General features: G+C 43.9%; 19 protein-coding genes. 8 read left to right on the top strand and 11 right to left on the bottom strand.

The genetic code is table 11. The annotated features are described in order from the left end of the window. Positions 1 to 134: 134 nt before the first annotated feature. Both ltaE and QV280_RS15165 read right to left on the bottom strand, forming a co-directional pair. Positions 135 to 1,145, bottom strand: a complete 1,011-nt coding sequence (gene ltaE / locus QV280_RS15170; RefSeq protein ID WP_152822717.1) for a low-specificity L-threonine aldolase — start codon at positions 1,143 to 1,145, stop codon at positions 135 to 137. Positions 1,146 to 1,156: 11 nt separating this feature from the next. Further along, entirely contained in the window at positions 1,157 to 1,675 is a 519-nt protein-coding gene (locus QV280_RS15165; protein WP_152822720.1) for an NUDIX hydrolase, read from the bottom strand. 248 nt (positions 1,676 to 1,923) lie between these two features. On the opposite strand from QV280_RS15165, the gene QV280_RS15160 reads away from it, so the two are divergent. Together QV280_RS15160 and viaA are read left to right on the top strand one after the other, a co-directional pair. Next, positions 1,924 to 3,591, top strand: coding sequence for an ATPase RavA domain-containing protein (locus QV280_RS15160; protein WP_152822722.1), 1,668 nt, complete (start codon positions 1,924 to 1,926; stop codon positions 3,589 to 3,591). Positions 3,592 to 3,600: 9 nt separating this feature from the next. After that, a complete protein-coding gene (gene viaA / locus QV280_RS15155) occupies positions 3,601 to 5,046 on the top strand; it encodes an ATPase RavA stimulator ViaA (RefSeq protein WP_152822724.1) in 1,446 nt (481 codons plus the stop codon). A gap of 229 nt (positions 5,047 to 5,275) precedes the next feature. Here viaA and QV280_RS15150 read toward each other — a convergent pair whose 3' ends face one another. The 4 genes from QV280_RS15150 to QV280_RS15135 form a co-directional block, all read right to left on the bottom strand. After that, complete coding sequence (locus QV280_RS15150; protein WP_152822726.1) at positions 5,276 to 6,934, bottom strand: ABC-ATPase domain-containing protein; 1,659 nt, start codon at positions 6,932 to 6,934, stop codon at positions 5,276 to 5,278. 133 nt (positions 6,935 to 7,067) lie between these two features. Continuing rightward, entirely contained in the window at positions 7,068 to 8,972 is a 1,905-nt protein-coding gene (locus QV280_RS15145) for a sensor domain-containing phosphodiesterase (protein WP_152822729.1), read from the bottom strand. 355 nt (positions 8,973 to 9,327) lie between these two features. Next, entirely contained in the window at positions 9,328 to 10,521 is a 1,194-nt protein-coding gene (gene fabV / locus QV280_RS15140; RefSeq protein ID WP_152822731.1) for an enoyl-ACP reductase FabV, read from the bottom strand. Positions 10,522 to 10,535: 14 nt separating this feature from the next. Next, positions 10,536 to 11,132 carry an arylesterase gene (locus QV280_RS15135; protein WP_039971167.1) on the bottom strand — a complete coding sequence of 199 codons (597 nt, stop codon included), beginning with the start codon at positions 11,130 to 11,132 and terminating at the stop codon, positions 10,536 to 10,538. Between QV280_RS15135 and QV280_RS15130 the strand changes: the two genes are divergently transcribed. Together QV280_RS15130 and QV280_RS15125 are read left to right on the top strand one after the other, a co-directional pair. Continuing rightward, on the top strand, positions 11,131 to 11,835 hold the full coding sequence (locus tag QV280_RS15130) for an ABC transporter ATP-binding protein (RefSeq protein WP_152822733.1): 705 nt from the start codon (positions 11,131 to 11,133) through the stop codon (positions 11,833 to 11,835). The two genes, QV280_RS15135 and QV280_RS15130, sit on opposite strands and share 2 nt — an antisense overlap. A gap of 8 nt (positions 11,836 to 11,843) precedes the next feature. Continuing rightward, a complete protein-coding gene (locus QV280_RS15125; protein ID WP_152822735.1) occupies positions 11,844 to 14,300 on the top strand; it encodes an ABC transporter permease in 2,457 nt (818 codons plus the stop codon). 343 nt (positions 14,301 to 14,643) lie between these two features. Here the strand turns inward: QV280_RS15125 and QV280_RS15120 are convergent, their stop codons facing one another. From QV280_RS15120 to QV280_RS15110, 3 genes are read right to left on the bottom strand one after another with little or no spacing between them, the layout of a single operon-like run. Next, entirely contained in the window at positions 14,644 to 15,579 is a 936-nt protein-coding gene (locus tag QV280_RS15120) for a 5-oxoprolinase subunit C family protein (RefSeq protein WP_253912611.1), read from the bottom strand. A gap of 13 nt (positions 15,580 to 15,592) precedes the next feature. Further along, positions 15,593 to 16,330, bottom strand: coding sequence for a 5-oxoprolinase subunit PxpB (gene pxpB / locus QV280_RS15115; protein WP_152822740.1), 738 nt, complete (start codon positions 16,328 to 16,330; stop codon positions 15,593 to 15,595). Further along, on the bottom strand, positions 16,330 to 17,058 hold the full coding sequence (locus QV280_RS15110) for a 5-oxoprolinase subunit PxpA (protein ID WP_023405334.1): 729 nt from the start codon (positions 17,056 to 17,058) through the stop codon (positions 16,330 to 16,332). The genes pxpB and QV280_RS15110 overlap by 1 nt, the downstream gene beginning before the upstream one ends. A gap of 239 nt (positions 17,059 to 17,297) precedes the next feature. On the opposite strand from QV280_RS15110, the gene galE reads away from it, so the two are divergent. Then, on the top strand, positions 17,298 to 18,311 hold the full coding sequence (gene galE / locus QV280_RS15105; protein WP_152822743.1) for a UDP-glucose 4-epimerase GalE: 1,014 nt from the start codon (positions 17,298 to 17,300) through the stop codon (positions 18,309 to 18,311). Between the two features lie 295 nt (positions 18,312 to 18,606). Here the strand turns inward: galE and QV280_RS15100 are convergent, their stop codons facing one another. After that, on the bottom strand, positions 18,607 to 20,982 hold the full coding sequence (locus tag QV280_RS15100; protein WP_152822745.1) for a bifunctional acetate--CoA ligase family protein/GNAT family N-acetyltransferase: 2,376 nt from the start codon (positions 20,980 to 20,982) through the stop codon (positions 18,607 to 18,609). 198 nt (positions 20,983 to 21,180) lie between these two features. On the opposite strand from QV280_RS15100, the gene QV280_RS15095 reads away from it, so the two are divergent. After that, entirely contained in the window at positions 21,181 to 21,813 is a 633-nt protein-coding gene (locus QV280_RS15095) for an SPOR domain-containing protein (protein ID WP_253912612.1), read from the top strand. 30 nt (positions 21,814 to 21,843) lie between these two features. After that, positions 21,844 to 22,836, top strand: a complete 993-nt coding sequence (locus QV280_RS15090; protein ID WP_152822747.1) for a D-alanine--D-alanine ligase — start codon at positions 21,844 to 21,846, stop codon at positions 22,834 to 22,836. Here the strand turns inward: QV280_RS15090 and QV280_RS15085 are convergent. Further along, complete coding sequence (locus QV280_RS15085; protein ID WP_023405339.1) at positions 22,833 to 23,798, bottom strand: tyrosine-type recombinase/integrase; 966 nt, start codon at positions 23,796 to 23,798, stop codon at positions 22,833 to 22,835. The two genes, QV280_RS15090 and QV280_RS15085, sit on opposite strands and share 4 nt — an antisense overlap. 165 nt (positions 23,799 to 23,963) lie before the next feature. Between QV280_RS15085 and yciH the strand changes: the two genes are divergently transcribed. After that, positions 23,964 to 24,275, top strand: coding sequence for a stress response translation initiation inhibitor YciH (yciH, locus tag QV280_RS15080; protein WP_021713801.1), 312 nt, complete (start codon positions 23,964 to 23,966; stop codon positions 24,273 to 24,275). Positions 24,276 to 24,516: the final 241 nt, after the last annotated feature.

Here is a 24,516-nt window from a genome sequence, read left to right as displayed (position 1 = left end):
CAACTAATAGCGTCGGGCATAGCATCTGGCTATAAAAACAATAAAACCGTCGTTATCTATCACAGATAACGACGGTTTTTGCTTATTTATTAGTAGCTTAGTTATTAATAGCTAAGTTCTTAATTACTTAGCGCTTAATCATTCAATTTGTTAGCCAAATGCTCTAATAGCAGCGCAATATCATCCGCGCTGACGTCTTTGTGGGTCACAAAGCGAATAGGGTTACTTGGGGTCACTAAAATGCCTTCTTTTTCTAAGTCGGCGCAAATAGCGTCGATATCAACCGCATCATCCAGCTTAGCAAACACGATATTGGTTTGTACCAGTTCAGGTTTAACGTGAAAGCCTTTTAGCTTAGCTAGACCTTGCGCCAGAATTTGCGCGTTTGCATGATCGACCGACAGTTGCGCGACTTGTTCAGTGAGCGCTAATTTTCCCGCTGCCGCCAGTAAACCCACTTGACGCATACCACCGCCTAGCATTTTACGGATGCGACGCGCTCTGTTTATGGTGACAGTGTCACCTAAAAGAAGAGAGCCAATCGGTGCACCTAAGCCTTTAGATAAGCACACTGTCATAGTGTCAAAATGCTGAGCAATTTCTTTAATATCAACACCTAACGCCACTGCTGCATTGTAAACACGTGCGCCATCAAGGTGCAGTTTTAAGCCGTGCTTATCCACAAACTGACGTGCTTGGGCTAAATACTCAAGCGGCAGTACTTTGCCATTAATGGTGTTTTCTAAACTGAGTAATTTAGTTTGCGCGCAGTGAAAATCGTCCGGTTTTATTGCCGCTTCAAGCTTCTTAAAACACAAAGTGCCATCGGGTTCATTCATGATAGGTTGTGGCTGAATTGAGCCTAATACTGCCGCGCCGCCAGCTTCGTATCGAAAGTTGTGTGCTTGCTGACCACAAAGATACTCATCGCCACGTCCGCAATGCGACATTAAGCCCAGTAAGTTGGCTTGCGTTCCCGATGAGGTAAACAGCGCTGCTTCAAACCCATGAGTTGTTGCCGCCCAAGCTTCCAGTTCGTTAACGGTTGGGTCATCCCCGTAAACATCATCACCCACAGGGGCGTTAGCGATGGCGTCGCGCATTGCTTGGGTAGGTTGGGTGACAGTATCTGAGCGAAAGTCCATGACTATTCCTTTTAATTTAATATTCCGTTGAGTAATGCTTTTGACAGCGTTGCGATTGTTTTAGCGTCGGTGATTTTATCTTGTTGAATCCAAGCGAGCAGATCATCAATGGAAACCTCAAGCACTTCGATAACTTCGTCAGTATCTTGGCTTAAACTTTGGGTTAATGATAAGTCTTGCGCAAGATACAGATATTGAACTTCATTACAAAATCCCGCCATTGGGGTAAGTTTGCCAAACCCTTGCCACTTTTTGGCGCTATATCCGGTTTCTTCTTCCAGTTCACGCTTGGCCGCAGTCAGCGGATCTTCATTTGGATCGAGCGTGCCTGCGGGTATTTCTAGAAGCCAGTCTTTTAATGAAGGGCGGTATTGATTGAGCAATAACAGCTTATTTTGTGATGTTCTTGCCAAAATAACCACCGCACCTGGGTGAACAATTGAGGTGTGTTCAACCTCTACGCCGTTGGGCAGAGTTAAAGGTTCTTCAATGAGAGAGAGATTCTTCCAGCTATGCAGAGTTTTATGCATGATTTGTTACTCAATTAAGGTTATTTTTCGGCATTCGTGTTTACAATTATGGTGAATGCGCTGGCGTTAAAAACGCACATGCATTCAAACTAACGTATTGAATGAATAGGTTAAACAACACATTTACAAACTAAGTTTGCAGTGTGAGCCAGATCTCGCTAAGTTATTAGACCTACTAGGGAAAAGAGCCCAGCAGTGGCGTATACTTCAAACAGGGTCAATAAGCAGTTTAATGGAGCAATTTTAGAATGGAAAACACCCGTGTGTCTCATGCGCAGCGCGCATTACGTTCCGAACGTATTAATAAACTAGTTAAAGTGCTTTCGGAAGGTGTTTATGAACGTGAACACACCATTAAACTCTGTTTACTTGCCGCCTTATCCGGTGAGAGTGTGTTTTTGCTCGGACCACCGGGAATTGCCAAAAGTTTGATAGCAAAACGTCTCATTTCAGCCTTTGAAAGTAGCAGCTACTTTGAGTACCTGATGACGCGCTTTTCAACCCCTGAAGAGGTGTTTGGCCCGCTCAGTATTCAAGATCTAAAAGATCATGGCCGTTATGTTCGTTTAACCAAAGGCTATTTGCCCACCGCTAACGTGGTGTTCCTTGATGAGATTTGGAAAGCAGGCCCGGCAATCTTAAATACCTTATTAACCGTGGTGAACGAAAAGACCTTTAAAAATGGCAGTGAAATTGAAAAAGTGCCAATGCGCCTGTTAATTTCCGCGTCCAATGAATTGCCCGATCAAGATAGCGGTTTGGAAGCGCTGTACGATCGCATGTTGGTGCGCGTGTTCGTCAATCGAATCCAAGATAAGCAAAACTTTCATAGCATGCTCACCGTTGGCACGCCGCAAGAAGCGCAAGTGCCTGAAGATCTGACCATTTCAAACCAAGAATATACTCAATGGTTAAATGAACTAGATAGCATGCCACTATCTGATGAAGTATTTAACAAGCTGTATCAGCTAAAAACCATGCTCGAAACTCGCCACAAAGAAAACGAAGACAAACTTAACTCTGATGAGTTGTATGTGTCGGATCGTCGCTGGAAAAAAGCGGTGAAATTATTAAAAGCGAGTGCGTTTTTTAATGGCCGCCAAAAAATCAATGCCCTTGATTTACTGCTCATTCAAGACTGTTTGTGGAATAGCCCTGCATCGCGCCTTATCGTCAGGGAAGTGATGCATGAATTTGCCTTAAAACACGCCTTCAATCAAAAAGAAATTTTGCAAATCATTGAAGATAGCAACGATGTATTAACTGATATTCAATGTGAAATCGAAGACGAAAACGTCATGCAAGTACAATCAGAGCACACCTCTGGACTGCTGCGAAAGGGCAAGGAAGGCTTTAAAGTTGATCTGGATGACTGGCGCTCGCACAGCGTAGGTAACGCGCGAAATTTAGTGAAATTGGTGCTATTGCAAAGTAATCAGTCCGTTTCAGAGCATGATAAAGGTGATACCCGTTATGTGTACGTACCGCATACTGAATTAGTCAACGCCATTAACCATGGCGGGGGAGATGTGTATGGTTATGTCAATCACAACCCTAATTTGATGTCTCTCAAATTTGCATTAGATGGCGAAAATCACCTTGTTATCAAAGATATTGCGAATCGCTCGGTGTTACTAGGTTTAGTCACTAACGCAGGGTTAGATGTGGAAAAACATCAAACTTGGCATGCGCGTGCCAACGAGGCGGTAAATCAATTGATGCAAGCTGAACTGCTGTTTACCAAAGTGCGCTCAGATTTTCATGGCGCTCTGCCGCATAACTTTATTGAGCCTGAATTGCCGACTGCGATGGAGTCAAGTTTGCAGCAACTATCGGTGACCTTAAATGAGTCACAGCAAAGATCGAAGAAAGTGGCGCAAAGGATCGGTATGCTTGCCGATTTCTTTACCGAATAGGAGAGCGCGATGCTTGGAGTTGATGCGTTAAATCTGGCAATGTCGGTCGCCGAATCCGGTATGGTTGAAACGGCAGTCAATGATTTGATTGGCCGCAGTCAGGTGTTGATGGCATCGGAAAAACCGGGCATGCAAGCGTCGGTTACCAACCATCTGCGTAAGTGGAAAGGTTCTGTTAAACGACGCATTAGCAAGGTATCCGAGTCGGAACAAGTTCGTGAAGAGTTGGCGCTTTATCAAACCGTGATTCACTGGGATGAAGCTCAGTTTGAAGAACAGATAAAATCGACGATTCGTCAGTTAAAAGGCAATAGCAATTTCTACTCCACCGCAAAACGCTTGTTGGAGCGACAAGAAAGTGCGCCCAATCCTATGTTTGCGCATTTTTTCTGCGATCAATGGTATCAATCTTTGTATCATTCGGTGAAGCAGTTGCAACTTGATGAGCTAGAAGTTGATAAGCAAAAGTTTTTAGACGATTTGTATAATCGTATGGAAAACATGAAAAACATGCGTCAAATCGGCGATGCGGGGGACGAAGCGCAACTGGGTCGCCTATGGGATATGGCGGCAGCTAAGCTAAGCCGTACCGATGTTGCAACCATGGCAAAATACGCCACCTTTTTACGCAAGCACAGCGGCTTAAAAGAGATAGCCAATGAACTTGGACGCATGGCAAGTCAAGTTGACGACCCTGCGCTGAGAAAAAGACCGGCGGTGGAATTGCAATTAGTCGAAGAGCAGTCAGATGAAGCGACCGATGATATTGTCGGCATTCATGAAAGTGACGATTTGAGCAAACTGCTGCCCAACGAAACTATGTTTCTAGCTTATCCTGAACTGGAAGTGATTTTCTACCAGCATTTAGTTGATAAACGTTTGATGAATTATCGCACCGCAGGTAAGTCTCGTAAGTTACGTAAAGTGAATGCGCATACGCCAAATTCTAGTGAGTTAGATTTAGAAAAAGGACCATTTATTGTTTGCGTGGATGCCTCTGGTTCAATGAGCGGTTTCCCTGAGCAGTGCGCCAAAGCGATGGCGTATGCTTTGATGCAAATTGCGTTAGCCGAGCAGCGAGACTGCTTTGTGATTATGTTTTCTACCGAACAAATTACCTATGAATTAACCAAAAAAGATGGCTTGCGTGAAGCGAGTGATTTTCTTTCGTACACATTTCATGGCGGCACAGACTTTGAGCCTGTATTGCAAAAATGCATCGATTTAATGCACACCGATAAATTTTTAAATGCAGATATGGTGGTGCTGTCAGACTTTATTGCGCCTAAACAGTCGCAAGAGATGGTGGATAAGGTGACTGAGTTACAAGCTAGGCATAATCGTTTCCATGCCCTTTGCCTTTCTAAATATGGCAACCCCGAATTGCTTGATATCTTTAGCCATCATTGGAGCTATCATCCGGGGTTGATGGGACGATTTATTAAGAAGCTGTGATCGCTGAAATAACTCAAAGCAAGCATAAAGCGCTCCCTTACCTAAGTAAGGGAGCGCTTTGTCTTATACCAATCGTACTAAATAACGGGTCATTCTAGCTTGTTAAAATGCTCGATAACGGCGTTAGAATTTTTGATTGTAGAATAACTACTTATCGAAAAATTCTGCCTTGTTCTTGAGCATTTTTCCTGCGCTAGTTCTGATCACTTACTTAGTATGATTAATGGAATTATTTGGCGGCTTTAAATTGCGCTTTGCGTAAGCGGTTTACGGTTGCCAGTAAATCTAATACTCGCGGCTTAGCAATATCACCATTATTTGGCATAGCGGCATGCCAATCGAGGGTTTCTAGTATCGCTTCACTCTCAAGGCTGAGATCGGAACTCCAACCCGGTTGCTGAGCCAATTGAAACAGTGTCCAGCCAATGGCATTGATTTCATTGGATGTTTGTAGCTGCTCTAGGGCCGAGATGTCGATAAATTCTTTACCAAAACGCAAAGCGCTTTTCCCTTTCGCGCCGACTCTAAATTTGCCTTCTGCAAGTAAGGTTTGCAAACAAGCACGATTAAACGAGCGCGGCTTGCTTTCTTGTAGCGGTTGTTCGCACTCATGACTGCGCGCAGAAGGGTGTAGCGCAATCACTTGTTTGGCTTTTTCACTGACATCAACAGGTTGATACTCATGCATTTGTATCACACTGTCCGCTTCGTCAAGGTAATCCCCTGATCCTCCCATCACTATGATGGAGCTGATGTTTTCTTGGTCGCGCAATTCGGCAATTCTATCGACCAAAGGAGTGATAGGTTCGGCATCTTTTGCCACTAGCGCTTGCATGCGCTCATCTCTGATCATGAAGTTGGTCGCTGAGGTATCTTCATCGATAAGCAAACATTTAGCGCCAGATTCTATCGACTCTTGCAACCAAGCCGCTTGTGAGGTTGAGCCAGATGCATCTTGGGTGGAGAAATCGGTAGTGGATTTCTGCATTGGCAGATGATTGATAAAGTTGGCAATGTTGAGGTTATGCACGCAACGTCCGTCTTCAGCACGGATCTTCATGCTCAATGGATCGGTGACGCAATATTCACGACCGTCACCAGGGATATGATCGTAAATGGATTTTTCAATGGCGTTCAGCAGCGTCGATTTACCGTGGAAACCACCGCCGACAATTAAGGTGATGCCTTTTTTAATGCCAAGACCGGTGACATAGCCTCTATTAGGCGTGTGCAATGTCACTGCAAGCTCAGACGGCGCTTTCATTGGCAGGGCATCTTTCATGGGCATATCACTTTCACCAGATAGGCGTGGCAATACACTGTTGTTGGCGATAAAGCTGACTAAATCGTGCTCGGCAAGTTGCTCTCTAAGCGCGCTTTGATCTTCAATCACTTCACAATGTTTAGCAAAGCGGGCTTGGTCAAGCTCGCGCCACAGCGTGGCTTTACGAATGTATTTCGGCAAATAGAAAGTAATGATATTGAGCGCTTTCTTAGCCAGAATAGAGCGTCCATCGGCCGGAAGATTAATTCTAAAGCGTAGCTCTATGCCTTGTTCGGTAAACAAGACTGCGGTGTTATCTAACACTACCTGCGCCGTTGTGGCAACAGAGATGGCATTGTCTTGTTTAGCAAATTCGGCAAGGGTGCGCCCAATAAAATCACGCGCCGCTAATTGATACGCCTCAGAGGTTTCTTTTATGAAATCTAAACCCGTTACAGACCACGGACGAATGGCTCTAAATCGGGAAGGGGAAGCGTAGGAGTCACCTTGAACATGGTCGATGTGCAAGGTGAAGTCAGTGAAGTCGTAACTTCCCTTGATCTGTTGATAAGCGCTGTAGTTTTGTTTTTCGAGTTTTTTCAGTTTTGCGGTAAGCAGATCCATTTGGGAACCCTAGATTTCAAGCATTGGCGGATTATAACAACCCTTTGGTGACTATGTTTATAAAAATGTTTATAAAAATGTTCATAAACCCCTTTATAAACACCCTAAGACAGTTATTTGGCCAATTGCCATGCTAATGCTGGTTCATCTCACTTTGTTTATATAAGAACTGCTCAAAGTCTTTGCGCGTCATAGGCCCGTGATACTTCTTGCCTTCGGCATACGGGGTATCAAACTGCAATAACCATTGTTCTTGCTCTTTACTTTCCACGCCCGTAAGCACGGTATCTAAGCCTAAACGGGTGGTAATTTGCATTAACGAATGTAAAAAGCTGCGATCTTCGGAGCTGTGCTGCAAATTATCGGTAAAGGATTTATCGATTTTAATGCGCTTAAACGGGCTGTGTTTTAAATAGCTAAATGAGGCGTGCCCATGCCCAAAATCGCACAAGGTTAAATTAATGCCCAGTGAAGATATTTGTTCTAGTGTGGCTTGCAGGGTAGATTCGTTGGCAAACAGTTGTTTTTCCGATACTTCAATTTCTAATGCTTCGCCGGGGATCTGTGCTTCTTTAAGCCATAAGTGTAGATACATAGCTAAATCTTTAGAGGCGAGTTGGCAAGCATTGAGCTTAATTGCCACTCTAAAGTGAGGCTTAATCGCGCGCCATTGCTTGGCGATATAAATGGACTTTCTGACCATAAAATGGCACAGCGCGTCCGCAATTTCCGGCTGATCGCACAACTGGCTAATAGAGAGTTCAGACACATTTCCCAAAATAGGGTGGTCCCAACGAATAGAAGTGCTGGCGCTATGCCATTGACCATTTTTTATCGCTATCTGAGGTTGATAAAACAGTTTGATCGCATTGTCGCGAATGGATTCAATAAAGTAGCTCTCAAGACGATTGAGCTTAGTGCCGCCTTCAATCTGGTTATCATCATAAAATAGAATACGTTTACCCGATTCGCGGGCATTTTGCATCGCTTGATAGGCTTGCACCGTTAAAGCCATGTTTTGTGGGTTGCGTTGCGGATGACTAATAGAAGCGCCGACATACACTTGTAAGCGCACTTTGCCCGATGGCACATCAAAGTCTTGCGAGGTAACGTCCATGATGTGGCGAATAATCGCGTCGTAGTTTTTGTTGTCGTTATTCGATAATAGGGTAAAGGCGATGTCATTCGATCGCGGGCGAGCACTCAATTGAGTTTTTGGCCCCAGTTCACCAAGTTTGTCTTTGATTTGTTTGATGATCTGATCGAGCGTTTCAGCGCCCATATCAATTTGGATTCGTTGCCCATTACTGATACCAAGATAAAACACTGACACTTCTTGGTTATGCAGATCCGCTTGATTAACGATGCGATTGGTTTCTAATTCCCACGCTTTGGCATTTAACAGTCCGCTACCGGTATCATGATGTTGCTGGTAGTGAATTTCTCGTTCAAGTTGTTTACGTTTTGTGGATTCTTTGTCCAGTTGATAGCTTAGGTTAGCCAGCTCGACAGTGCGGTTTTGTATGCGTGAATGTAGCTCTTTATTGACCAGTTGCAGTTTTTGGTTTTGATAGATGACGGTGAGTTGCGCTTCGACGGAATCCTTAAACACCGATAACAATTCTCGAATAGAGATTTTAAAGTGATTAATTTTATTATCCAGAATCGATAAGGTGCCAAATGGAGTACCGTTAGGCCAATGCAACGGAATCCCTAAGTAAGATTGGGTTTTAGCTGTGAGAGGTTTAGATAATTGTTGCCATTTTGGATCTAAGTTACGATCGGGGACAACCAAAATCGAATCCGTCTTTAAGGTTGTTTCACAAAAGTGATCCTCTCCAAGGGCAAAGGTGTCGCCCACTCGAATTGGGTTATCAATATTGTGATTGCAACAAAATACATCCAGTTGATGTTGATTTAAACGATTTATCATGGCCACAGGCACATGCGAAAACTGCGCTAGGATCTCTAACATATCTTGCCATGAGCAGTAGATCTTATTAGGGACTTCTAACTGTTGTGTATTAACTCTGGCCATACGTAATCCATTACTTTGCCATTGATGAATATTAAGTGAGTGTCGATTAAATCTATTTATGCCATACCGATAAGGTGTTCATGCTTGTGCGAGATAGAGCTAACTCAATAGCAAGGCTATGCAATAAAACGAATCAGTATTTTGCGGCAATTGCTTAAGGTGGACCTTTCACCGATCACCGGTTGAGATTAACACGCTGACATGTACTGGGTATTTAGCCAGTAATAGATGATCAACCCGACAAAAACTCACTTAAATTTGGTGACTAGTATAAGGATAGCCGTAGTTTGCCTGACCTGCAGAGGGATTCGCGGTTATCTTGTATGACAACCGCGAAGAGACGATATTCAAGATGTTAAGGGCGTAACGCCTGCAATTGTTCTAGGGTGTAATCTTGCTGATAATCGACCCCATCGATGGCAAAACCGTTCAGTTGTAAGAACTCGGTTTTAAAGCCGTGATAGTCGGCTAGCTGGCTAAAGTTATCCGCCGTTAACTGAGGAAGCAGTGCCGAGACGTTTTGTTGCACGCTGTGCTTTAATTCCCAATCATCCATCCGAATCAGTCGCTCTCCATCCACAATGGGTTGTGGGTATAACTTAGAGTTAAACAAGCGCTGCATCTGTTCAATACAAGTTTCATGCAGTCCCTGCGCTTTCATGGTTTTGTAGAGCGCTAATACATAAGGGGCAAAGGTAGGAATAAATACGCTAGCTTTGGTCACTAATGCTTTGCAAACACAGGCGTATGCACCGCCTTTAAAAGGCGCCAATTTTAAATTAATGGCATGGCTGGTTTGGTGTAAATCGACCTTAGCGCGTCCCAATGTCCCTTGATGGTAAATAGGGTGGGTACACTCTGGGCCAATATAAGAAAAAGCAATGCTTTGGCAATTTGGCGCAATGGCGTCTTTGTTGATCAGTAAATCTATCCAGCTTTGCCAATCTTCTCCGCCCATTACTTTTTGCGTATCTATGATCTCTTGCTCGCTCGCCGCCGGCAATTCAGTTTCTTGCCAAACATCATCTTCTAGTCGAATGCTTGCGCCTGTTAAAGACTCGCCAATCGGTTTTATTGATGAGCGCCACAGTTCGTCTGAATCCGGTTTAGGGCGCACGCCAGTGGCAAGGCTGTAGATGATTAAATCGACTTGTCCGTTAAATTGTGTCTCAATCGCGTCTAATACTTGCTGGCGAACTGAATCTGAAAAGGCGTCACCAATAATATTTACCGCTGTTGCACCTTTAGTTTGCGCTTGCTGCTTAAAATAAATGTTGTTGTACCATCCGGCGCTACCGACGCCTTTTTCCGAAGGCCCACGCTCGAACGAAACGGCAATGGTGTCTGCATTCGCTCCGCCAAAGGTGAGCGCAATGCGCGCTGCAAGCCCAAACCCCGATGAGCCTCCTAGAATTAATACCCGTTTAGGTCCATCACTGATGGGCTTTGAACGAGAAACGATTTCTATTTGGTTTTTGATTGCTTGCTCACATCCTGCAGGATGCGCAGTGCGGGCGACAACGCCATTGATTACCGGTTCAATCTTCATGATTCACTTGTCCTTTACAGTATTGGATTAAGCTGCTGTGCCACAAACTTAGCAATCCAAGGTTGAGCTTTTTGTGTAGGGTGCAAGCCATCTTGCATGATTAAATCTTTAGAAGTGATGATCTCGGCCAGAAAAAATGGAATCAATTCAACGTTCTTTTCTTTACTTACGGTAGGATAAACCTGTGCAAATGCTTGCGCATAGCGTTTACCGTAATTCGGTGGCACTTGGATCTGCATTAAAATCACTTTAGCACCGCTGTCTTGACTCAAATCGATGAGTTTATTGAGGTTATTTTTGACCAGTTTAGGTGAGAAACCTCGTAAACCATCATTAGCACCTAATTCAATCAGCACATAGTCCGGTTGATGTTGTTGCAATAGTGCCGGAAGTCGATTTAAACCATTACCTGTAGTATCACCTGATATGCTACCGTTAATGATTCTCATTTGATGGCCGTTTTGTGCCAGTTCATCGGGTAATAATGTTGGCCAAGCTTTTTCTATGGGCATTTGATAACCCGCACTTAAGCTATCGCCGAGCACAAGCAGTGTCGCTGCGCTGACATTCATGGAAAAACAAACAAAAAGTAAGGAAAGCAAACGTATCATGACCACATCCGTAATTAAGGCTCAATCTTTAACTAAAACAGTCTCTACCAAACAAGAACATTTAACAATCCTACAAAATGTAAATTTGGATATAGATTCAGGAGAAAGTGTTGCCATTGTTGGTGCTTCTGGTGCCGGTAAATCTACGCTGATGACCTTACTTGCCGGTTTGGACGTGCCGAGCGAGGGCGATGTGCAATTGTTGGGGCATTCGTTATCAAGTTTGAACGATGAGCAAAGGGCGGATTTGCGCAGTCAACATATTGGATTTGTATTCCAAAGCTTTCTATTGATCCCCAGTTTAAGCGCGTTAGAAAATGTGACTTTGCCGTGTTTACTTCGTGGAGAGGCCGAAGACAAACATCGAGCTATGCAATTATTGGATTCTGTTGGGCTGAAAGAGCGTGTGCATCATTTACCTTCAGAGCTTTCTGGTGGTGAGCAACAGCGAGTAGCACTAGCGCGCGCATTTATGTTGCGTCCGCAAATTTTATTTGCTGATGAGCCAACGGGAAATCTCGACCATGAAACCGCACAAAATATCGTTGAGCAATTATTTAGCTTAAATCAGCAACACGGCACCACCTTAATTATGGTTACCCACGATAATGCGCTAGCGGCTAGATGCGATAGAGTGTTGACTATGCAGTCGGGTAAGTTGCAGGTGGCAAAGGCTCAATCTGTTTTCGCTGATAGCAATTAGGGGGCAAGATGACTCAAGCACATTTAGAGACGTTGACTCCTGATAATCCGAAACTCAATCGCCGTTTATTGGCGTGGAGTTTTAAAGAGATCCGTCATGGGCAGTTATGGCCAATTTCGGTGGCGCTGACTCTTATCATCGCTTGTGTGTTTGCGCTGTCAGCACTGGCGGAGCGAATGGAACAAGTGATTGTGAAGCAGGGCGCGGATGCACTTACCGCCGATCTGGTATATCGCTCTGATAGCCCAATTCCAGAGACACTGAGCCGTCATTCATTACCGCCGCAGATCCAGACTGCGTCAATGGTGCGTTTTGCCACTATGGCATTTAGTGACCAAGATATGTTGCTCGTGACGGTAAAAGCGGTGGATGATGCTTATCCACTGCGTGGTGATTTACAGCTTTCTAAGGGGAAGAGCCTTGAATCCCATGTCTCGCAAGGCGAACTGTGGTTAGAAAAACGCGCCATGCTGGCATTAGAGGCCAACATAGGGGATGTGGTCTCTATTGGTGATGCCGATTTTGTGGTCAGTGGTGAAATTGAGCAGCAACCTGGGTTGAGCTTTAATCCGTTCCAGCAGATGCCAACGGCGATGATTCATCACAGCGATATTGAAAAAACGGGAGCTTTACAAATTGGTTCTCGGGTTCGATATCTACAGTATTTTAATGGCGACAATGCCGATTTACAGCAGTTAAAACAAGGCATAACGTTAGGTTCAGGAGATCGCTGGCGAGATCAACATAGCCCAAGTCGTACTAACGACATGTTTACGCGCACCACCCAATACTTGTCGTTAACGGTGGCAATTGTGGTGATTATGGCAGCGACCACCTTGGTATTGACTTGTCAGCACTATGTTGCCGGCCGGCGTCAAACGGTGGCTATGCTCAAGAGTATCGGTGCCAGTAAAAAGTGGATAGGGCGCTGGCTGATGATTCAGGTGTTGTTGCTGTTTGTCATCGGCGCACTCTTTGGGGTCAGTATTGGTTACTTATTAGAAGTGTTATTGCGAGTCCCTCTGGCGGATTTATTACCTGATCCACTACCAAGTTACGGCGTCACACCGGCAGTGCTGTCTATTGTCACTTGCTTATTAATTGGTGTACCGGCACTTGGCATTCCTATGATCAACTTGCTCAATACTTCTGCAAGTGCGGTTTTACAACCTGAAACACAAGGCAGAAGTAAAGCATTATGGCTGGTGGCCGTGCCTATCGTGCCAATGTTGATTGCGTATGGCAGCAATACTTTGGTTTGGATTGTATTGGGTGGCATGCTGCTGCTGTTTTCGGTGTTGGCATTAGTGGCGGTGTTGATTTCAAAGAGCATTGGTAAACTGAAACTTTCGCCGGCTATGGCGCTGGCGGTCAGTCGGCTAAATCGCTCATCACTTGCCAGTGGTTTGCAATTTGGTGCACTGGCACTATCGCTGATGTTACTGGCCATTGTTTGGCTAGTAAGAACCGATTTATTAGGGGATTGGCGAAACACTTTACCGGAAAACGCGCCAAATGCGTTTGCTATCAATATTGCCCCTTATGAAGTTGACGATTATTTAAAGCAATTAGATCAAGATAATATTGAGCGTTCGCAAGCTTATCCTATTATTCGCGGTCGCTTGGTTACGGTAAATGGTCGCGATGCTAAGCAAGTCTCCGAAGAGCATCAAGAAACTGATGCGGTGCGCCGTGAGCTTAATTTGACGTGGGCACAGCAATTACCGGATTATAACGACACCCTTAGCGGCTCATGGGGCAGTGATAATGGAGTGTCGGTTGAATCAGAAGTGGCACAGGCATTAGGTCTTAAACTGGGTGATGAGTTGGGCTTTTCTATTAGCGGGCAAACGGTGTTGGCGGTGGTCAATAGCATCCGCAAAGTCGAATGGCGCGAAATGAAGCCGAATTTTTATTTTATTTTCTCACCTAAATACGCTGATAAGATGCCGGGCGCATTTATGGTCTCTTATCGAATTGAGCCGGAAAATGACGCTATGGTGCAAGCACTGTCAGCGCAATATCCTACGGTTAGTTTGCTCGATATTCGTATCATGGGTGACAAAATTCAATCTTTATTGTCGCAAATTGTCTGGTCGATTACTGTTTTAGCCGGACTTGGGGTGGTAGCCGGATTATTGCTGATATTTACCTTATTAAGATTAAGTATTTCACAGCGGCAGTTAGAGATCCGCCTGTATCGCACATTAGGTGCAAGCAAGAAACGAATTTCATCCACATTATGGTGTGAATACGGTCTGATGGCGCTGATCGCAGGTGTCGTAGCCAGTATTGGTGCGGAGGCAAGCGTGAGTGGATTATTGTATTGGGGATTTGATTTGCCTGCTCGTATTCATCCACAGCTATGGCTTGCTTTACCGCTGCTGACCTTTGTTGTGTTAGGTTTAGTAGTTAACAGCTTGATAAATCAGTTGTTACAACCTGTGAAAAATGGTGCTCTGTAACAGAGCGATATTGATGAAATGTGTGTAGGTACACGCTGTGTATGGCATTTTTTATGTTGAGTTTTCGTTATTCATCACACATTAGCCTATCAATAGTGGGGACTATATCTCCACTATTGATAGTTATAAACAACACAATGTTTGTCACTAAGTCGATTTCTTCGGATTCGGTTATCCACACGAATTGTGGATAACTACTTGGATAAGTTTTTACTGAAATTAAGGGGATCTGGTCTTAGGCTATAGCTATTCAAGGATTGCGAAACATCGTTATTCACAATATCAATGCAACGCGATTTCTTTGGAAACAGGTCAAGAATTTTTTTGATTATTTTGCCTGTTATCACGAGGTTGTATTTTGGAAAAACCTTAACCATTGTGTGTATTCAAGCATACATTTATCTACATCACTTTTAACAAAGTTAACTTTGGCTCCAGGCTTAAGTTGCGTGAGTTTCCCAAGATCCATTCGCGCGACATTTCCTACTTTCGGATAGCCGCCAATGGTCTGTCTTTCACAAAGCATAATTATGGGTTGCCCGTTGGGCGGAATTTGAATCGCCCCTAAAGAGATAGCCTCTGAAATCAAATGTTGCTTTGGCGAGTCGACTGCGTTACCCGACATTTGATATCCCATTTTGTTGCTTTGTGTGCCAACGCAATATTGAGAATGAAACAACTCATCCAATGCTTGCGGACTAAAAGTACGATACTGAGACCCTAATATGACATTGAGATTAGTGCTGTGTGAAGGTTTGAATTTTGGGATGTACCTCGCAGCGACCGCAACTTGTTTGGCGTTGTTTGCGTCTGGTAAGCGAGCGTAAATAAGGTCGCCTTTGGTTAAGTGATCGCCATTGCTTTGCAAGCCACCTAATCCTTCTTTGTGTACGGTAGCGAGACTGCGATGGTGCGTTGGAGCGTCTATACCGCCGGGCAGGGCAATATAGTGGCGCAAACCATTGCGAGGTAGCGGAATGGAAAGATGCTGGCCTTTTTTGACCTTAATGCATCGCCATGTCGAGGTAACCACCTCGTCTAATAACACAGGGCTGGTGGCTCCGGTTATCGCAATGTGGGTGTCTTGATGTATCACGGCTTCAAAACCGCCTAATGTCACTTCAATAACTGCACTCGCAAATGGATTGCCTAACAGCTTATTTGCCCAGTGGTAGGAGTATTCGTCGGCGACACCACCTTGGGTGATACCTAAATGTGCAAATCCAAACCGGCCGCCATCTTGAATGCCAGTTTGTGGACTGGCTTTTAAAATTGTCATTATCTTGTGCAATTTAGAGCGCGCCTCCGAGCAATTTAAACTCAGCTTTTGTGATAGGCACAAAGCGCACCTGATCGCCTGCAGACAGTAGTGTCATCGACGGTTTATTGGGTGTATACAGTTCGATTGGCGTTCTGCCAATGACATTCCATCCTCCGGGGCTGGCTTGCGGGTAAACTGCAGTTTGTGGCCCCGCAATTGCGACGCTGCCTTGTGGCACAACCGCTCGCGGGGAATCTAAACGCGGAAGTTGCAAAGCTTTAGGCACATCGGCCATAAAAGCAAAGCCTGGCGAAAAACCAAGGGCGTACACTTGGTAGATAACACTGCTGTGTAGCGTTTGAATTTCTGATAATGAAAGCTCTGTCAGGCGTTGGTAGCGCTCGGCGTCTAATGCTACTGATTTTCCGTAATAAACGGGGACTTCAATAATGGGGTGCGCAGTGCATTTATCTGTTGCCGTTTGTTCTGCCAGTAAACTGGTAAGCTGGGTTGTAATGTGTGCCCAATTAAAACTCAGCGGCGAAAACTCCAGTAATAGAGTTGTGTAAGAAGGAATGCAATTGATTGGCGCAGGTACCAGTGTTTGGTTGATGCGTTGTACTGCGCTATTTATCACAGCTGGCAGCGTGGGCGTAATGTTTTGCGCAAATTCAATTAACAGGCAACATTCGCCGACGCGCGCAATAGTAGGTATATCAAGGCTAGGTATCTTAGTTGCTGAGTAGATAGCGGCTTTGGGATCATTCATTATTGCTGGCCGTCAATTAAGCTGCGCAGGCATTTTGCGAAAACAAGTGCGTTGGCATTGTCGCCATGTAGACATATAGAATCGGCATGCAAACGAATATCTTGTTGGTCGATACTTTTAAAAGTGTGTTTATTGAGCATTGCTTTTGCTTGGTACTCGACTTGCTTAACGTCTTCAAGCACAGCGCCAGACAAAGAGCGAGGCGCAAGTTGTTTGTTGGCGCCATAGCGTCGGTCAGCAAACCCTTCATGAATCAAAGTGACATTTGCTCGCTTGGCTAATTGCACATAATCACTGCGTTCGGTAGCCAATATCATTAACGGTAAATTGAGGATACTGGCCGCTTGTAGCATGGCGCTGTAAAGCCCAATGTCTTGCATCATATCGTTGTAGAGTGCACCGTGGGGTTTGATGTAATCAACTTGCGTGTGGTGCAGGCGACAGATCCCTTGCAATGCGCCTACTTGATAAAGAGTGAGGTGTACGATTTGCTGTTGAGTATGCGCAATTGAACGGCGCCCAAAACCTTGCAGATCGGCGTATCCAGGATGTGCACCGATAGAAACATTATGCGCTTTTGCTAAAGCGACAGTCTGGGACATGGTATCAGGGTCGGAGGCGTGAAAACCGCAGGCAATGTTGGCCATATCGAGGTAGGGCATGATCAGTTGATCATCGCCCTTGCTCCATGAAGCAAAGCTCTCACCGACATCACAATTGAGTTTCATTGTTTATCTCCTTTTTAAAGCACTTAGCGCAAGTATAACGCGTGGCATAAGCAACTTTATGTTGTTGCGCCTCATTAAACAAACTCGATAATAGCAATTTGCCTTTATAAATCCATTTGATATAAAACGGATTTTTGATTGATAACCGATAATCTTCACCATAATTTAACGCCTGACAAATTTTCAAAAGGGCTAAAATAAGGTAATCTGACGCGTAAATAACTCAGTTGGCGAAACTCATGAAAGTACTTGTAACTGGCGGTATGGGCTATATCGGTAGCCATACCTGCATTCAGCTTTTAGAAGCAGGCTTCACGCCTGTGATTTTTGATAATTTATACAATAGTAAGGCCAGTGTGAATCAGCGTATCCGCTTGGTAACAGGGCAGACGGTTGAATTTGTTGAAGGCGATATTCGCGATAAAGCGCTATTGGTCAAAACACTGAAGCAATACGATATTGATGCTGTGATCCATTTTGCAGGATTGAAAGCAGTCGGTGAATCAGTGGCTAAGCCATTAGAGTATTACGATAACAATGTGAATGGCACACTAGTACTTGTAGATGCAATGCGTGATGCTGGCGTGAACCGTTTAGTATTTAGCTCATCTGCGACTGTGTATGGCGACCCGCATACGGTGCCAATTACTGAAGATTTCCCAACCAGTGCGACCAACCCTTATGGTCGCAGTAAACTTATGGTGGAAGAGTGTTTAACGGATTTCCAACAGGCAAATCCAGAGTGGAGCATCACTTTACTGCGCTACTTCAATCCTGTGGGCTCTCACCCAAGCGGTCAATTAGGCGAAGATCCACAAGGTATTCCAAATAATTTGATGCCATTTGTCTCGCAAGTTGCCGTTGGACGTCGTGAGTATCTATCGGTATTTGGTGATGATTACCCAACACCTGATGGCACTGGCGTGCGTGATTACATCCATGTGATGGATTTAGCGGATGGTCATATTGCCGCACTACAGCGCGTTGGCGTTAAGTCTGGATTGCATATTTTCAATTTAGGTACCGGTAATGGTTCCAGTGTACTTGATATGGTAAAAGCCTTTGAACAAGCAAGCGGAAAGACCATTGCTTATAAAATTGCCCCGCGCAGACCGGGTGATATTGCGGAGTGTTGGGCCGATCCTGCCAAGGCTGAAAACGAGTTAGGTTGGAAGGCAAACCGCACTTTGCAACAGATGACCGAAGATACCTGGCGCTGGCAATCGGAAAATCCGAAGGGTTACCCTGAATAAATCCGAATAAAGGCTATACATTCTCTTACTAGTTGTTACAATTGCGTTGAGATTTATATCTTTAACGCAACGTACTGATAACTGGTGGAAGAAATATGGAACTAGCGCTAATCGTCACATTTATTGCTGCTTCAACGATAATGGTGATTAAAGAAATCAAAGCCAACAAATAACTGCGATTATTTTGCAATAATCCAGTTTTTGTTTGTCTTTTTGATTGCAAAATACGCAGGCCAACTCAAATGAGTTGGCTTTTTAGTATGTGAAAGGTGACTTCTTTAAACAGAATTTGCCGTTACAAATTAAGCTCCATCTCAACAACGCCTTCTGCAAAATCTACTTTGGCTGAAAACCCTAATTTTTGCGACAAGGTGACCATGCCTTTATTTGATGGCATCGTCATCCCATCAATACGTTGTATACCTTTATGTTTACAATAATCGATGATGGATTGCATCAATATCCGCCCAAGTCCTTTGCCTTTCATATCTGAGCGAATCAGTACCGCAAATTCGGCGCTATTGATTCTAATATCGGTAATGGCTCGCACCACACCTAAGATTTGCTTACCGTTCACCAGCACTAAGGCCATTTCACGGTCGTAATCAATTTGAGTGAGATTGGCGAGAGCTTGATGATCAAACTCACCGACGTCACTGAAAAATCGCTTATAAAGATCTTCCTTACTGACATTATTAATAAACTGCGCATGTAATGGTTCGTCTTCAGGGCGGATTGGGCGCAATAGTAGTTGGGTGTTGTCTTTTAGGGTAACGGTTGATTCGAGCTCAATGGGATACGGCAGTATTGCCAGAGGGCGCTCGATTAAATGATTAATACGAGTGTGGATTGGGGTGATTTGGCAATGCCCAAGATGATTAAAACTGACATTGAGATGCATTGATTCTATACCGTTTTGGTCAACGATGAGCTGAGAAAAACGGACTAATGTTTGTGTTAATGACTCAAATTGTGTGTTTGAAATGGGGGATATTTTACGTCGCTGCAGTGCGCTCTTGATCAACAGTTTAGAGAGTTTATCGTTTAAGGGCGGAAACCCAGCCACACAGTGTTGGTCATTAAGCTGTTGCTCGTTACCCAGTAAAATTACTGGTCCAAAGGTAGGGTCACAGTTAAGGTGCAAGCTTATCGTTGCCTCTTTAGAACTTTCATGGCTAAGCGTAGGAATTTGGTAGCAATCCAATAACTGCGCTATTTTATCGATGCTGAGTTCAGGCTCGGCTTGTTGTTGCAATAGGGTTTTTGCTTTAATTCCGGCTTGCGCGATATGCTCGATTGATAAAGGCGTTTCCATCAATTGAACTTGGCTAGCACGATAGCGCACCAAATGCATAAACGCCATTATACTGCTTTCCGGCGTTCGATACGTAGGGATGCCATGTTTGGAAAACAAACTGCGCGCTTGTTTTGCCGAGGTTTCACCGAGCCAGTTGGTTAATAAATTGATCCGTTTTCTGTTTGGGTGTTTGCGGTAAATCTCAAGAAGCTGCGAAGCGGTACTGAGAGGATCAGAAATGGCTGATGGGCTGTAGAGCACTAAGATAGCGTCGATGTCTTTGCTGTCTAACAGCAGTGTAAATGCTTTTAATAACTTGCTACTTTGCCAGTCCCCTGATAAATCGATTGGGTTAACAGCACATTCGTTGGACACGATTTTTAGTTTCCCTAGAATCTCATCAGAAAACTCAGCTAACTTTCCACCAAGGTGTTGCAGTACGTCACTGGCAATGACTGCAGGGCCAGAGCCGTTGCTTATCATGGCTAAGCGTTTACCTTTCAGCGGAATAGAATGGGTGAGGGTTTCAGCTGCCGCGAACAGTTCGTGGGTAGAATGCACCCTAAGTAATCCACAGCGATCAAATGCTGAGTCATAAACCACATTCAAAGACTTGCTACCGCCGTGATGGAGCATGGAGAGTTCTTTTCCTACCTCGGAACGTGCTCCTTTTAACACTAAAACTCGCTTGTTGCGTGACGCGGCGCGCGCCGCTGACATAAAGCGCCTTGCGTCTTGAATATGTTCTACATACAGCAAGATAGCCTCAGTTTTACTGTGCATACTCAAATAATCAATGACTTCCGCTATGCCAACATCGGCCATACTGCCAATGGAAACAAAGGCTGAAAAGCCAATTTGTTTGTCATTCGCCCAATCCAGTACGGTTGTGGCGATGGCTGCCGATTGAGAAATAAACGCGATTTTACCCGGTAGTACCTTAACTGGTGACAAAGAGGCATTAATAGAAGCCCAAGGCATACACAAGCCTAAGCTGTTTGGCCCCACAATGCGGATATTGTGCAATTTGGCTTGCTGTTTTAGGGCTTGGTGTTGCTGCTCATCAAACAACGAATTGGCGATTAAAATGACCGCGCGAATCCCTTTGTCATCTAAATCTGTAAATAAAGAAGGCAATTCTTGATGGTCCACACAAATGATTGCCAATTCTGGCGTCAGGGGCAAGGAGTCGATATTGGGATAACACAGCACGCCAGATACAGAGGTATGTTTAGGGTTGACGGGCAACACTGTGCCATTAAATCCAGAATGAAGGAGGTTATCGACCATCACTTTTCCTGGAGACATGGGTTTATTTGACGCTCCGATAATGGCGATGGCTCTTGGGTTAAACAATGAATCCATAGGGCTCATAAATGTGTGTCCTAAAAGAAGTATCTGTTTAATTTTAAAGCTGTTTACATCATCAGTGTGACAAATTTAACCTGTTTATAGCATTAAGGCTGAAAAGTGAGCTTTTGATCACGTCTAATTGCACTTAGAGCAAGGCTTTTCCTTGATTATGCAAGGGATGATGGGCATGATTTTGATAACCGAGTGTGAATGAGAATTATGATGAAAAAAACGGCGATAGTTTCACTTGCTTTGTTGTTAGCGGCATGTAGCTCAAGCGAATACGAAACAGATATACAATCGGAAAGTTATCAAGAGAATTATCAAACAACTCAAGCTGAAGTGGATGCAAAAAAACCTCAGATTGAAGAGCAAGATTTGACGCCTGTAGTGACGCCAATTGCACAAGATACGAGCACAAGTAATGTTACTACAGATAATGCGACTGCGGATAACATGACTACCAATGCAAAACCGATGACGGATGCCCAAGAAGGCGACAGTGTAGAATCAACTGCTTTAACTGCTTCAACTGCAGTGCCTGAGGTTGAAACTGCGTCATTAAATGCCCCTAGTAAAGGTTTCTCAATCCAATTGGCAACGCTTTCTGACAAAACAAAAGCACAAGCATTCGCCGAGCAACTGAAAGCTGATTCTACGCTTTGGGTACAAACTAAAACTATCAATGACAAAGTGGTTTACTCAGTCGTAATGGGTGACTATGCCGATTATGATCATGCTAAAGCGGCCGTTGCCGCACTACCTGAGCGTCTACAAAAGCTACAACCATTTGTTAAGAATTTTACTGACAAAGAATTGGCAGCAACCGATCACTTTTTGCTGTTAAAATAATTACGTATAAGATCTATTGGGTTTATCAAGATGTCGAACATTAATATTCTTTTGCTTTGTGGTGGTGGTTCTTCAGAGCATGAGGTGTCTTTAGTTTCCGCTGATTATGTGCAGCAACAATTAGAACTCACCAGCGAATTCAAGGTGATTCGCGTAGAAATCGTTAATAATTCATGGCTTAACAATGATAAGCAAGAATGCTATTTAGATATTCATTCTGGAGATTTGGTTGTTGGCGGTGCAAGGTCGAATATCGATTACATCGTGCCTTGTATTCATGGCTACCCGGGCGAAACCGGTGATATTCAATCTCTGTTTGAACTTGCTGGTATTCCTTATTTTGGGTGTGGGCCTGAAGCAAGTAGCAACAGTTTTAATAAAATCACCTCTAAGCTTTGGTATGACGCTATTGGCGTAGAAAATACGCCGTATTTGTTCCTAACAGAAAATAGTTCAAAAAGTATCGAAAAGACTCAGCAAGCCCTTGATACTTGGGGTTCTTTATTTGTCAAAGCAGCACGTCAAGGTTCTTCTGTTGGTTGTTACAAGGTAACGGAATCATCAGAGTTACAACGCGCGGTGGATGATGCATTTAACTATTCTGAACAAGTGTTGGTTGAGAAAGCGGTGAAACCGAGAGAGCTCGAAGTTGCCGCTTATCAATACCAAGGTAAGCTGTACATTACCGCTCCAGGTGAAGTGATTGCGCCATCGGGTACCTTCTATTCTTATGAAGAGAAATACAGCTCTGATAGCCATTCAACTACTGAAATCGAAGCTAAAGGTCTGACTGATATCCAACGTCAGAAGATTGAAGAATACTCACACAAAGTCTTTGTGCAGATGGGTTTGAAAGATCTGTCTCGAATCGATTTCTTCTTAACTGAGGACGGAGAAATCTATTTGAACGAGGTAAATACCTTCCCAGGTATGACGCCTATTTCAATGTTCCCTAAAATGCTCAGCAACAACGGTCACTCTTTTTCTGACTACCTCGCTCAAGCGGTAAAATCTGCACTTTAATCCCAAGGTTTTATCGATTTAAATTTAAGTCTTTCACTGTCTGCCAATACTTGTTTACCAAGATATTGCGCAGGCATTGCAGGGCTTAACCAACGTCCAAAATCTGTAATATCTCGCACGCTATAACCTTGTTTAGCCAACTCCTTGGTTGCGCCTACTCGAGCCGATTGACCGGACAGCTTCAGTGGAATGTCTAATTGCGTCTCTGCACTCCTAAATACCCGATAAATTGAAGATGAATCTAAAGGCTCGTCACCAATATTACCGTGTCTGTCTATACGGCGAAACACCGGACCTAAATGTTCGGGTAACATTAGCAGCCAACGCTTAACGATTTCACTGCTTTGCTCAGACAACTGGTAGTTGTTGTCGTTGATGCTCAACTGAATCGGCTTATCATCGATAATATCAAAGGTCAGTTGATGAAAATGCAAGGTTCTTAGTTCACTACGTTTCATCGCACACTCAAACATAACCGATAATATGGCGGCGTCCCGCAATTGCTTCAGGCTACTTTCTGCGTCTAACTGTTGCTGAATAAGATGTAGGTGTTCTGAGTTAAATGCTTCAGCCTGTTTAGCATCGCCTTTTTTATCTAGGCGCAATTGAGCCAGTAACATTTTAATTTGACGGTGGTTACAAGGGTCGGGGAACTCGTGAAACTTATGCACTAAACCAATAGTAATCGCCATACGTTTGATAGTGGCGTATTTACTCGTTTGGGATTGTTTTTCCAAAAACAGCCGCACAGCCAACGTCGATGCTACGATAGCAGAGACTTTTTTACTCCTGCAGAACTCAACAAACTTATTCCAGTCGTTATACATAGATAACAATGAATTGCGACTGTATTGGCGCTGGGTCAGCGTATCGAAGTCTTCAATGCTCACTTTGTTATTGAAACGAGCACAGCTTTGCTTTTTTAGTACAGGATCTGTGATTGGAATACATTTCTTTCTCATTTTAGCGCACTATAACTAAATACAATTAAACGAATAATAGACGCTAACCAATTGATTGGAAAGAGTTAACTAAAAATATTGTTTAGGTAATGCAAAACCGATAGTGAATATTGGCTGAGTTAAGTGTTAAAATCATCCCTATAACTTCTAAGATAAGGCAGACGTATGTCTCTTGTATATTCAACCGACGTAGGGCGCATTAAGCCTGAAGAGCAAAAAATTGAACGCCCTAAGGGTGATGGTATTGTCCGTATTCAACGACAAACCAAAGGTCGTAAGGGAAAAGGAGTTTGTTTGGTTACAGGCTTAGACCTTGATGATGTAGGACTGAAACTGATGGCAGCAGAACTTAAGAAAGTATGCGGTTGTGGCGGGTCAGTTAAAGATGGCGTTATCGAAATACAAGGTGATAGCCGCGATAAGATCAAAGCTCACTTAGAGAAGAAAGGGCATACAGTAAAACTTGCTGGCGGTTAATACTCACCGTAATTGCCTATTTCTATTGAGCCCAATATTGACGTTGGGCTTTTAAAAGCAAGACTAATGCACTATAACTAATTCTAGTTATGTTTATGTAAAAGTAGAATACCAACGCAAAAACTTATATTAAAATCACATAAGTCATTAAAAAACAAAGTAATACTATTAAGGCACTAGATTAAGCGTATGATTGCGGCACCTATAAACGTGCATTGATCACAAAATCACATCACGTTTA

It is taken from the genome of Vibrio sp. B1Z05 (assembly GCF_052955985.1).
The sequence above is the reverse complement of the archived record's forward strand: the minus strand, read 5'-3'. Positions and strand labels throughout refer to the sequence as shown.